This is a genomic window from Citrobacter sp. LUTT5 (assembly GCF_009905315.1).
In the GTDB taxonomy this organism is placed as follows: Bacteria; Pseudomonadota; Gammaproteobacteria; order Enterobacterales; family Enterobacteriaceae; genus Citrobacter; species Citrobacter freundii.
Genome location: NZ_CP047606.1, coordinates 2,288,986 through 2,301,040, shown reverse-complemented (window position 1 = coordinate 2,301,040; position 12,055 = coordinate 2,288,986). Strand labels below are relative to the sequence as shown.

Sequence of the window (12,055 nt, the reverse complement as noted above, 5' to 3'; positions counted from 1 at the left end):
TTTTCTTTTTACCTCCCAAATTTCAACCGCGCACTACACTTCTTTCATCCAGTCAAAAAATTTATTTACTATTTTTCAGCTCCGTTGGCTTTGCTTTTTACGGATTCTGGATTACACATAAATATATAAAAAAAACAATACGTTCAGCCATAATCACCCTGAATGAATCATGGCTACCCATACTTTTGAGGCTCTATGCGCTTTAAACGGGATAGTACACATCATGAAAGACGTCCGGGAGCTGATTACGTTGTATAGCTATGTTGGCACCAATAACCCTTACTGGCGTTTGTCAGAGGATTGCAACATCCTGCATTTCTCTGTCGAAGAAACGTCAGAGGCCGATCAGACCATCGAATTATCCCCGGAACAAGCCGAACGCATTCGCGAGATGACGGTAATTACGTCAAGTTTATTAATGACGTTACCGATTGAAGATGACAACATTCCCGTGCATCTGGTCGGCCGAAAAATCAATAAGCGTGAATGGGCCGGTAGCGCATCCGCCTGGGATGACACCCCTTCCGTCGCCCGTGACCTGGCTCATGGCCTCTCTTTTGCCGAACAGGTGGTTTCTGAAGCCAATTCAGTCATTGTCATTCTTGATCGCATGGGCAACATTCAGCGGTTTAATCGACTGTGCGAAGAGTATACCGGACTCAAAGAACGTGAAGTCATTGGCCAAAGTGTATTCACATTATTTATGAGTCGACGTGAAGCTGCCGCGTCACGACGCAATATCGAGGTCTTTTTTCGCGAAGGTAACTCATATGAAGTTGAACGCTGGGTGAAGACCTGCAAAGGACAGCGTCTGTTTTTATTTCGTAATAAATTTGTGCATAACGGTAGCGGCAAGAACGAAATATTTCTGATCTGTTCCGGGACCGATATCACTGAAGAACGCCGCGCCCAGGAGCGTTTGCGGGTGTTGGCGAATACTGACTCGATCACTGGATTACCCAATCGCAACGCTATTCATAATCTGATCAGCAATGCGATTGAGAACGCGGGCGATACGCAGGTCGGGATTGTGTACCTCGATCTGGATAACTTCAAAAAGGTAAACGATGCCTACGGGCATATGTTTGGCGATCAGCTATTGCAAAGCGTATCGCTGGCAATACTCAGTTGCCTTAGCGAAAACCAGTTACTGGCACGGTTTGGCGGCGATGAGTTTATTGTCCTTGCCACCGAAACATCCCAGGGTTCACTGGAAGCCACCGCGTCGCGTATTCTGACACGCCTGCGTCAACCTTTTCGCATCGGCCTGATTGAAATCTATACCGGATGCTCTATTGGTATTTCCCTCGCCCCACAACATGGTCAGGACTGCGAGAGCGTCATTCGTAACGCCGATACGGCCATGTACACCGCAAAAGAAGGTGGCCGTGGACAGTTTTGTGTTTTCTCTCCGGAAATGAATCAGCGGGTATTTGAATATCTGTGGCTGGATACTAATCTGCGCAAAGCGCTGGAAAACGATCAACTGGTTATCCATTATCAGCCAAAGATAACCTGGCGAGGCGAAGTGCGCAGCCTGGAGGCGCTGGTTCGCTGGCAGTCTCCGGAACGAGGCCTCATTCCACCACTGGAATTTATCTCCTACGCCGAAGAATCAGGGCTTATCGTTCCTCTGGGTCGCTGGGTTATTCTGGACGTTGTGCGTCAGATAGCAAAATGGCGCGCAAAGGGAATCAATCTGCGCGTGGCGGTAAACGTTTCTGCCCGGCAGCTCGCCGATCAGACGCTATTTACCGATCTCAAGCAGGTGCTTCATGAACTCGACTTTGAATATTGCCCCATCGATGTCGAGTTAACGGAAAGCAGTTTAATTGAAAATGAGCAGTTGGCACTGTCCGTCATTCAGCAGTTTAGCCAGATGGGGGCGCAAATCCATTTGGATGATTTTGGTACCGGTTATTCGTCACTGTCTCAACTGGCTCGGTTCCCGCTTGATGCAATTAAACTGGATCAAACCTTTGTCAGGGATGTACACAAACAACCTGTTTCGCAGTCGCTGGTACGTGCCATTGTTGCGGTCGCACAGGCACTCAACCTGCAGGTCATCGCCGAAGGTGTTGAAAGCGCGAAAGAGGATGCGTTTTTAACCAAAAATGGCGTCAACGAGCGTCAGGGTTTTTTGTTTGCCAAACCAATGCCAGCCGCCGCGTTTGAGCGTTGGTATCGACGGCACCTCAATAAAAAAACACGCTAATGCAGTGGGATCAAACGTTGAAAATAGCCATAAATGGACATTACGTAACGATCCTATCTTCATGTAATCACAGAATATATAATATTCTTCTATCGTTGATAGTTAATACTATTTTTCCCTTCTCTTTTGCCATGAAATTCTGCATCATGAAATTCAAACTCTATTGCCATTAGGATGATAACCATGTCTGATATCGACGCTCAGCGTCTGGCCGAACGCATTGATACCGTGCTGGATATCCTCGTTGCAGGTGATTACCACTCAGCTATCCATAATCTCGAAATTCTGAAGGCTGAGCTGCTAAACATGACCAAAGAAGATGCCGAATCCTTGCCCAAAAAGCACAAGGCTCCCTGGGAGATCTGACGACATTAACCCTTTAATGTCGCTGCTATAAGCAAACTGCACGTGAGGCAGTTTCCGTTTAATTTCCGATACGATATCGCAATAAAATTAATATTATGAATTCCCGACAACAATCTATTTTGCAGATGGTGACTGATAAAGGTCAGATGAGCGTTGCCGAACTGGCAAAAATCACCGGTGTCTCAGAAGTGACGATTCGACAGGATCTGAACGCACTGGAAAAACAGAGTTATTTACGCCGTGCGCACGGTTTTGCTGTTTCATTGAACAGCGATGATGTGGAAACGCGCATGATGACTAATTTTACGCTGAAGCGTGAGCTGGCTGAATTCGCCGCATCGCTGGTAAGCCCAGGTGAGTCCGTATTCATTGAAAACGGCAGCAGCAATGCGCTCTTAGCCAGAACGCTCGCGGAGCAAAAAGATGTCACCATCATTACCGTCAGCAGCTATATAGCCCATCTGCTGAAAGAAACCCCCTGCGAAGTGATTCTCCTTGGCGGCATCTATCAGAAAAAAAGCGAAAGTATGGTTGGGCCCTTAACTCGCCAGTTTATCCAGCAGGTACACTTCAGCAAGGCCTTTATCGGCATTGATGGCTGGCAGGCTGACACCGGCTTCACCGGACGCGACATGATGCGTTCTGATGTGGTTAACGCGGTGCTGGAAAAAGGTGCAGAAGTTATTGTGCTGACTGACAGCTCAAAATTCGAAGCCATTCACCCGTACACGCTGGGTCCATTAGAGCGATTCAGCCGCGTAGTCACGGACTCCAGACTTAGCGCCAGCGTACAAATGCAGCTTGAGCACTCCGGATTAACCGTCAATATCATTGATGCCCACGCGTAACATCTTCAGCAGATGATTTGTCAGTTGGCAAATCATCTCCTCTCTGAGAGTTATCTGACAGTCCAATTAAGACTTTTTACCTGTCGTTAACAGGATTAAGTCGTAAAATTAATGTTAGCGATATAACAGGAACGAACCTCCAACTTCAGGATAGTGTTTGTAATGCCTTCGCTAAACGGTTTCACGGAAATATCTTCGTTAGCCTAAATTTAGCGCTATTCTTAAAGAACACTGGATTCCGTGAATCAATAATTCAGGAGAAAGTATTATGTTAGTAACGAGCAAAAAAATGACCGCTGCCATTCTGGCGATTACTCTGGCAATGTCGCTGAGCGCCTGCTCTAACTGGTCCAAACGCGATCGTAACACTGCAATCGGTGCTGGTGCAGGTGCAATAGGTGGTGCAGTCCTGACTGACGGCAGCACGCTGGGTACGCTGGGTGGTGCTGCAGTAGGTGGTATCATTGGCCACCAGGTGGGTAAATAATCTACGGTTGAACGGCTCGATATAATAATACGTTTACTTTTTCAGGTCTGTATTATTAAAAAGCCACGGAAATATTCCGTGGCTTTTTTTATTAACCGCCAGCCAGTTTAACTTTCATTCCTTTGGCTTCCAGCAGCGATTTAATCAGGTCGCGTTTATCACCCTGTATCTCAATCACGCCATCCTTCACTGCCCCGCCACAACCACATTTTTTCTTCAGTTCCGCAGCTAATTTGGTCAGTTCGGCATCGTCTTGATCAATACCGGTAATCAAACACACGCCCTTACCTTTGCGGCCACTGGTCTGGCGCTGGATACGAACAATGCCATCGCCTTGTGGGCGCACAGGAGCAGCTTTTGGTTCATCAATGCGCCCGGAGTCGGTTGAGTAGACCAGGCGAGAGTTTGAGTCGTTCATTTACGCACCTCGTTTCAGTGAGGCATTAATCATCTTCAGCGTCTGAGCCGGATCTGCCGACTGCGTGACCGGACGACCAATAACCATATAATCCACACCAGCTGACTGTGCTTGTTCCGGCGTCATAATGCGACGCTGGTCGCCCGCCTCGCTGCCTTCAGGACGAATACCCGGCGTAACCAATTTAAATGCCTGGCCAAACGCCTGCTTGAATCGCACCGCTTCCTGCGCGGAGCATACAACGCCATCCAAACCACAATGTTGGGTTAAGCGCGCCAGCCTTTCAGCATGCTCTGCAGGTGACAACGTCACGCCGAGATCGGCGAGGTCGCTGGCTTCCATACTGGTCAGAACCGTTACCGCAATCAGCAGCGGTGCGTCCTTGCCAAAAGGTAATAAGGCTTCACGTGCGGCGGTCATCATACGCGCCCCACCAGAAGCATGAACGTTAACCATCCACACGCCAAGCTCAGCCGCTGCCGCAACGGCATGCGCGGTAGTGTTGGGAATATCATGAAATTTCAAATCAAGAAAAACGTCAAAACCACGCTGTTGTAAATCGCGAACCAACTGAGGTCCAAAAAGCGTGAACATCTCTTTGCCCACTTTCAAACGGCAATCACGAGGATCAATTCTGTCGACAAAAGCTAATGCTTTATCACGATTGGAATAATCGAGAGCGACAACGACAGGAGAATCAGTAACAGCACGAGAAGAAGATGAAGCAGTAAACGTCATGACCAGACCTTCTTGAGGATGGGCGCCGACAGTAGCGCGAAATGGGTAAACGGCGTGCATTCTACCTGCGGTAATAGAAAATTAACAGGCGCGATTCCATTTCTGCCAGGCGAATTTGGCAACGGTGGCTGAGGATGGCTTTGTTATCCATCATTAGTATGTTGTAACTAAAGTAAGATTTTTTTAAAAATTACAACCCATCAAGTCCGCGAATAGGCTTAATGGTTGACCATGAGCGACAAGATGGACAGTGCCAGTACAGTGTATATGCGGTAAATCCGCACTTCTGGCAACGATAGCGCGGCTTGCTGCGCACCTGCTCCCCGACCATATCGCGCAGAACCATCAGGCTCTCTTTCGCGCGCCCTTCTTCTGCTTCGTTAAGATGGTAATCCATTAATTTGTGGAAAACGCGCATCGTAGGATGGCGTTGTAGTTGGCGGGTAATATAAACCTGAGCGGTATCAGTCCCCTCACGCGCTTCAAGAATATCGGCCAGCATCAGCTCGGCGGCGGCGCCAGTATTCTCTTCAACGGCCCGACGTAAAAACTCTGCCCACTCATCGGTTTTCCCCAGATGCTGGTAGCAGCTTTGCAGCATTTCCAGCGTTTCGCTGACCAGTTCTTTATCCTGAGAAATCACGCGTTGCAGACTTTCAACGGCTTTCGCGTACTCGCCTTTCACCATGTACACACGGCCCATCATGATGGAAACCCGGGCACTGTTTTTGTCTGCCGCAGCCCCTTTTTTCAACAGCGCCATGGCGCGATCCATATCGTCGCTGCCCATCTGCTGTAAGGCCAGTTCGCAGTAGAAGTGGGCTATCTCAATACGCTGTTTATCTTTGCCTAGCTTCACCAGACGTTCTGCGACATCAATGGCTTTCTGCCAATCGCTGGTCGCCTGATAAATTTGCAGCAGTTGCTGTAATGCACCGACGCGAAAATCTGTTTCATCGGTAAGCTGATTGAACATGTCTTCCGCGCGGTCGTACAGACCTGCGGCCATGTAATCGCGCCCCAGCTGTTGTACGGCCAACAAACGCTGCTCGTAGGTCAGCGAAGCACTTTCCATTAACGTTTGATGGATGCGGATTGCGCGATCGACTTCACCGCGCGAGCGAAACAGGTTTCCGAGAGTGAGATGAGCCTCAACGGTGCCCGTATCCTCTTTTAGCATATCGAGGAACAGATCCACCGCTTTGTCTTGTTGGTTGCTCAGGAGGAAGTTAACCCCGGCGACATAGTCACGGGAAAGACGGTTAGCTTCATCCTGCTTGGTTTGTTGCGCACTTCTGCGACCCATATACCACCCATAGGCAGCGGCTACAGGTAAAAGCAGAAACAACAACTCCAACATAAATAATTATTCCTTCACAACCGACGAATCGGCAGAAACCGCAACGTCGGTCGCAGGCGTAAGCTGGTTTTCCAGTCGTTTGATTTTACGTTCGGCGCGCGCAAGAGACACTCGAACCTTCAGCCAGAAAAGGCCGCAAATTAACCAACCAATCGCAAAACCTGCGGCAAACAATACAGCAAGCAGCGTAGAGATACGATACTCACCCTGAGCCAGCAGGTAATTAAACGTAACCTGTTGATCGTTTTGCGCACCTAATGTCACCGAAATAACAAAAATCGCCAACACCAGTAAGAAAATGAGTAAATATTTCACATTACTTCCCGTTATGTGGTTTAAGCGAATAAATCGTGTACAACTTACCGCGTTGAGCCCTTTAAATTACCATTTTCACAACGAGTGCGAAATGGAAAAGCGCTTTCCGCTTTCTGATTTAAGGGCAAAATTTGAAAAATCAATCATAGCTAGCTTTCTTGCTCGCGTTGCGCGATTTCTTTTGCCTCCTGCACAGGCGGCGTAAGTGGCCCGCATACTCGCTGCGCGAGCCAGGTCGCCAGCGTTACCAGCAGCCATGAAATCAGCGTTGCAACGACCAAATCACGCGGCCAGTGCATGCCCAACAGCAAGCGGCTACCCATAACACCTGTCGCCCAGATAAGCAAAAACACAATCGTCAGCGTACGTCGGCGTGGCCATAACAGCCCTACTGCCAGTAAAGCCCAACTGGCAGCAAACATTGTATGTCCTGACGGAAAGGCAAAACCCGTTTCTTTTTGCCAGTGCTTACGTAGAAACGTCGGAATATCCTGTTGTTCGGCCAATTGCTCTTTAACTAAGTTGCCACGATCTTTACGTTTTAAAGTGTAGAACTCATCAACCGGGATATGGTGCGTTTTTTCCAGCCATACGACAAAGGGCCGAGGTTCCTGCACCCTGTCTTTAACCCAGGACTTCACACCCTGACCGACTAAAATTGCCACGGCCAGGATCGCAAACAGCATTACCGCAGCTTTCAGACGAAAACGCAGACACCACAGAAACCATGCGCAGAGCACAACGTGAGTGATAATCCCCCACGGCTGCGTCACCGTTTCCGTTACCCAGTACAGAGATTTTAGCCACCAAACGTTGTGTCCCGGCTGCCAGCTCCAGCCCGATACCCATACAGCAACCGGCATAATAAGTAGCAGCCCGGCCCCGACCGCAGTGCGCTTTGCAATTGACAGCATTGCCTCTCCTTTCGTCTATAAGTCTCACAATCATAACTGAAAAAAGTGCATGCCGGGAAAATTGACATTTTTGTGCCATTCCAAAGGCGAATCCGTTGTCGCGATTAGGTGAACATCGTTGCCTTATGGCAAAATAGTGCAATACAGAACAAGAAGCCAACAGGCGACGGCACGACAGTGCCAGCATAATCTGGAGAATTACATGCAGCTTAAACGTGTGGCAGAAGCCAAACTGCCAACCCCCTGGGGTGATTTCCTGATGGTGGGATTTGAAGAACTGGCAACCGGACACGATCACGTCGCACTGGTTTTTGGCGATATCACAGGTCAAACGCCTGTTCTGGCGCGTGTCCACTCCGAATGTCTGACTGGCGATGCATTGTTTAGCCTGCGTTGCGATTGCGGCTTCCAGCTCGAAGCGGCTCTCACCCACATTGCTGAAGAAGGGCGCGGTATCCTGCTTTATCATCGTCAGGAAGGACGCAATATCGGCCTGCTCAATAAAATCCGCGCCTACGCGTTGCAGGACCAGGGTTATGATACCGTTGAGGCTAACCATCAGTTGGGCTTTGCAGCAGATGAGCGTGATTTCACGCTGTGTGCGGATATGTTCAAGCTGCTGGGCGTGGACGAGGTTCGTTTGCTGACCAATAACCCGAAAAAAGTGGAAATTCTGACCGAAGCGGGAATCAATATTGTTGAACGCGTGCCGCTGATTGTGGGTCGTAACCCGAACAATGAACATTACCTGGACACCAAAGCCGCCAAGATGGGGCATTTGCTGGGCAAGTAATGGTTGTTACCGCCGATAAAAAAGCCTGCTCTCGCAGGCTTTATACATTTTAATTCAACATATTACGAATCACGTAGTGCAGAATACCATCGTTCTGGTAGTAAGTTAGCTCCGTCGCGGTATCGATACGGCAGCGGCATAAAATCACCTCTTTACGTCCATCTGAGCGAACCATATTCACCGGCACTGTTGCGCCCGGCTTGATGTTTTGCAGGTCCGTAATATCGATCGCTTCCTCACCGGTTAGTCCCAGCGTTTTGCGCGTGACGCCCTGTGGAAATTCCAGCGGCAAAATCCCCATACCAATCAGGTTAGAACGGTGAATTCGCTCAAAGGACTCAGCGATAACCACGCGAATCCCCAGCAAGCGTGGGCCTTTTGCCGCCCAGTCGCGACTGGAGCCAGAGCCATACTCTTTCCCGGCAATAACCGCCAGGGGGATATTCTCCTGTTGATATTGCATAGCCGCATCATAGATAGCCACTACCTCGGTTCCCGGCAAATGACGCGTCATCCCACCTTCCACTCCGGGTACCATCTCATTACGAATACGAATATTGGCAAAGGTACCGCGCATCATCACTTCATGATTCCCGCGGCGTGAACCATAGGAGTTAAAATCTTTACGCTCAACGCCGTGGCTTTGCAGATAACGACCTGCCGGGCTATCCGGCTTAATACTGCCGGCAGGAGAAATATGGTCGGTGGTGACGGAATCTCCAAGCATTGCGAGGATACGCGCACCATGAATGTCCTGGACCGGATCCGGCGTAGCCTGCATACCATCGAAGAACGGCGACAAGCGGATATAAGTTGAGTCAGACTGCCAACCATAGGTATCAGCCCGATCAACCTGGATAGCTTTCCATTCTGGCGTACCTTCAAAGACTTCAGCGTATTCTTTATGGAACATGGCGGTAGAAACCTGCTCCACGGCACGGGCAATTTCCTGAGCCGTCGGCCAGATATCTTTCAGATAAACGGGATCGCCCTTTCTGTCATGGCCTAACGGATCTTTCGTCAGATTGATATTCATATTCCCTGCTAGCGCATAGGCCACCACCAGCGGCGGAGACGCCAACCAGTTGGTCTTCACGAGCGGATGGATACGCCCCTCAAAGTTTCGGTTGCCGGAAAGCACGGCGCCAACGGTGAGATCGCCTTTTTTGATGGCTGTCTCGATAGGATCGGGTAACGGACCCGAGTTACCAATACAGGTGGTACAGCCATAACCTACAAGGTTAAATCCCAGCTCATCAAGGTACGGCGTGAACCCAGCCTGCGCCAGATAATCAGACACCACCTTCGATCCTGGCGCCAGCGAGGCTTTCACCCACGGCTGACGTTTCAGACCAAGTGTCACTGCTTTTTTCGCCAACAGTCCCGCCGCCATCAATACGCTTGGGTTGGAGGTGTTGGTACAGGAAGTGATAGCTGCTATCACCACCGCACCGTCCGGCAGCTTATACTGCTGGCCGCTCATGGTGTAGTCCACGGGCTGACGGTCTTTCAGCGAGCTATTTACTTCGAGTTCATTGCTCGCCGAAAACGCTTTCGGAACATCAGCCAGTGCCACCCGATCCTGCGGGCGCTTCGGTCCGGCAAGGCTAGCTTCCACACTGCCCATATCCAGCTCCAGTGAACTGGTAAATACGGGTTCATCCCCTGGATTACGCCACATTCCCTGCGCTTTGGCATAGGCGCTGACCAACTCAACCTGCTCCTCACTGCGTCCACTCAGACGCATATATTCAAGAGTGATGCCATCGATCGGGAAGAAACCGCAGGTTGCGCCGTATTCCGGTGACATGTTCGCAATGGTTGCCCGATCGGCCAGCGGTAAGGTGTCGAGGCCATCACCATAGAATTCAACAAATTTACCGACCACGCCGTGCTTACGCAGCATCTGGGTAACGGTTAAAACCAGGTCGGTAGCGGTGATACCTTCCCGCAGTTTGCCCACTAGTTTAAAGCCTACGACATCCGGGATAAGCATAGAGACCGGTTGACCCAGCATTGCTGCTTCAGCCTCAATGCCTCCAACGCCCCATCCCAGCACACCGAGACCATTAATCATTGTCGTATGGGAATCGGTACCGACCAGCGTATCGGGATAAGCCACCCACTCACCGTCCTGTAACTCGCTCCAGACGGCTTTGCCAAGGTATTCAAGGTTTACCTGGTGGCAAATCCCCGTTCCCGGCGGTACAACGCTGAAGCGACTAAATGCCTGCTGTCCCCATTTCAGGAACACATAACGTTCATGGTTACGTTCCATTTCCAGGCGAACGTTTTCTTCGAAAGCATCATCATCACCAAAACGGTCCACCGTTACCGAGTGGTCAATGACAAGGTCCACTGGCGAAAGCGGATTCACTTTTGCCGTATCTCCCCCCAGACGTTTCACCGCTTCGCGCATGGCGGCAAGATCGACCACCGCCGGAACGCCGGTAAAATCCTGCATCAGAACACGAGCGGGTCGATAGGCAATTTCACGATCGGCGTGGGCGGTCTTCAGCCAATGTGCGAGAGCATGAATATCATCTTCGGTAACGGAATTACCATCCTGCCAACGAAGCAGGTTTTCCAGCAACACTTTTAGCGATTTGGGTAGTCGGGTGATATCACCCAATGATTTAGCAGCCAGGGGTAAACTGTAGTAGCGGTAGGTTTTATCTTTAACCTGCAATGTGTCCTTACTGGCTTCTCGTAGGGTCGACGACATAGCTCCTCCTTAAATGACAGGGTTGGATCCCCTGACTTTCCTCAGGGTTAGTATTAAAGATAACACAAACAAAATGTAACGCTTTGATAACAACTCAAAATGATAAAAGTAGCGGGCGATATAAAAGCGCGAACTTAGGTCGATGGTAAGGAGGAAGGTCTAACCGTGTAGTTAATAGGATGAATATTCAGCAGGCAATAGAGCAATGGATAATACGTTGATTAGGTTGTTGATGACGATTACATGGATAAATGATTCGATATTCAAGGGCACAAGGTAATCGTTATTATTATAAAATACGTACGAATTATTGTTTCTGTTCATCATCATCAGTTAACAGATCAATAAACGCCCGTTGTTCAGGAGAAAGGTTCCAGGATTCGGGTACCTTCTGCCCCTTCTCTGCGACGGTTTTGCTCTCTTGTTCATGGTCATGAGGCGATAGCCTTTCGGTAGAGTGCTGCTCTGGTGCGGACATACTTACCCCCACACATTCCAGGCCACGAGTGCGACAATAATCCAGAATATCGCAGAACCAAGAAATACGGCGAACCAGGCTTTACGTTTCATCACCGGATCCCTGCGTGCTGGCTGGTTTCCTGAAGGCATCGCTAACCTCATACTATCGAAATCACTTATCATTTAGGCACCAAACAATCGGTACAATTAATCATCAGATAGGAGGAATCCTAATAAAAAAGGCGAAAAAAAGCCAGTTAATTTTCAGACTCGTCCTGATAAATAAATCGATTGTTTGATCGGTTATAAATATTTGAAAGGAATTTTTGGCAAGCTGACTAATTTGAAACTACTTTAGAGAATTTTTTCCACAAGCTATATATGGTTAATTTATCCACGGTAAATTATCAATTAATT

At 49.2% G+C, this 12,055-nt stretch carries 13 protein-coding genes; 5 read left to right on the top strand and 8 right to left on the bottom strand.

All coding sequences use genetic code 11. The annotated features are described in order from the left end of the window. Positions 1 to 223: 223 nt before the first annotated feature. The 4 genes from pdeR (at position 224) to osmB (ending at position 3,916) form a co-directional block, all read left to right on the top strand. Positions 224 to 2,215, top strand: coding sequence for a cyclic di-GMP phosphodiesterase (pdeR, locus tag GUC46_RS11010; RefSeq protein WP_003840724.1), 1,992 nt, complete (start codon positions 224 to 226; stop codon positions 2,213 to 2,215). A 183-nt stretch (positions 2,216 to 2,398) separates the two neighbouring features. Next, positions 2,399 to 2,581: a hypothetical protein gene (locus GUC46_RS11005; RefSeq protein ID WP_003020577.1), complete on the top strand. Its 183-nt coding sequence runs from the start codon at positions 2,399 to 2,401 to the stop codon at positions 2,579 to 2,581. A 95-nt stretch (positions 2,582 to 2,676) separates the two neighbouring features. Next, a complete protein-coding gene (locus GUC46_RS11000; RefSeq protein ID WP_130714609.1) occupies positions 2,677 to 3,429 on the top strand; it encodes a DNA-binding transcriptional regulator YciT in 753 nt (250 codons plus the stop codon). A gap of 268 nt (positions 3,430 to 3,697) precedes the next feature. Continuing rightward, positions 3,698 to 3,916 (top strand): osmotically-inducible lipoprotein OsmB, encoded by a 219-nt coding sequence (gene osmB / locus GUC46_RS10995; RefSeq protein WP_003020583.1) that lies wholly within the window; start codon positions 3,698 to 3,700, stop codon positions 3,914 to 3,916. Between the two features lie 91 nt (positions 3,917 to 4,007). Here osmB and yciH read toward each other — a convergent pair whose 3' ends face one another. The 5 genes from yciH to pgpB all read right to left on the bottom strand — a co-directional run bounded on the left by yciH (position 4,008) and on the right by pgpB (position 7,661). Further along, entirely contained in the window at positions 4,008 to 4,334 is a 327-nt protein-coding gene (gene yciH, locus GUC46_RS10990) for a stress response translation initiation inhibitor YciH (RefSeq protein WP_003843984.1), read from the bottom strand. Next, positions 4,335 to 5,072: an orotidine-5'-phosphate decarboxylase gene (gene pyrF / locus GUC46_RS10985; RefSeq protein ID WP_003840720.1), complete on the bottom strand. Its 738-nt coding sequence runs from the start codon at positions 5,070 to 5,072 to the stop codon at positions 4,335 to 4,337. It lies immediately after the preceding gene. 190 nt (positions 5,073 to 5,262) lie between these two features. Beyond that, positions 5,263 to 6,432, bottom strand: a complete 1,170-nt coding sequence (gene lapB, locus GUC46_RS10980) for a lipopolysaccharide assembly protein LapB (protein ID WP_003020592.1) — start codon at positions 6,430 to 6,432, stop codon at positions 5,263 to 5,265. A gap of 6 nt (positions 6,433 to 6,438) precedes the next feature. Then, positions 6,439 to 6,747 (bottom strand): LapA family protein, encoded by a 309-nt coding sequence (locus GUC46_RS10975; RefSeq protein ID WP_003020595.1) that lies wholly within the window; start codon positions 6,745 to 6,747, stop codon positions 6,439 to 6,441. A 149-nt stretch (positions 6,748 to 6,896) separates the two neighbouring features. Continuing rightward, positions 6,897 to 7,661, bottom strand: coding sequence for a phosphatidylglycerophosphatase B (pgpB, locus tag GUC46_RS10970; RefSeq protein ID WP_003840717.1), 765 nt, complete (start codon positions 7,659 to 7,661; stop codon positions 6,897 to 6,899). 202 nt (positions 7,662 to 7,863) lie between these two features. Between pgpB and ribA the strand changes: the two genes are divergently transcribed. Next, positions 7,864 to 8,454, top strand: a complete 591-nt coding sequence (ribA, locus tag GUC46_RS10965; RefSeq protein WP_003020601.1) for a GTP cyclohydrolase II — start codon at positions 7,864 to 7,866, stop codon at positions 8,452 to 8,454. A 49-nt stretch (positions 8,455 to 8,503) separates the two neighbouring features. On the opposite strand, the gene acnA is transcribed toward ribA, so the two are convergent. The 3 genes from acnA to GUC46_RS10955 form a co-directional block, all read right to left on the bottom strand. After that, a complete protein-coding gene (gene acnA / locus GUC46_RS10960; RefSeq protein ID WP_032935577.1) occupies positions 8,504 to 11,179 on the bottom strand; it encodes an aconitate hydratase AcnA in 2,676 nt (891 codons plus the stop codon). 307 nt (positions 11,180 to 11,486) lie between these two features. After that, positions 11,487 to 11,657 (bottom strand): hypothetical protein, encoded by a 171-nt coding sequence (locus tag GUC46_RS23920; RefSeq protein WP_169328871.1) that lies wholly within the window; start codon positions 11,655 to 11,657, stop codon positions 11,487 to 11,489. A gap of 2 nt (positions 11,658 to 11,659) precedes the next feature. Continuing rightward, entirely contained in the window at positions 11,660 to 11,800 is a 141-nt protein-coding gene (locus GUC46_RS10955) for a YmiA family putative membrane protein (protein WP_213083937.1), read from the bottom strand. Positions 11,801 to 12,055: the final 255 nt, after the last annotated feature.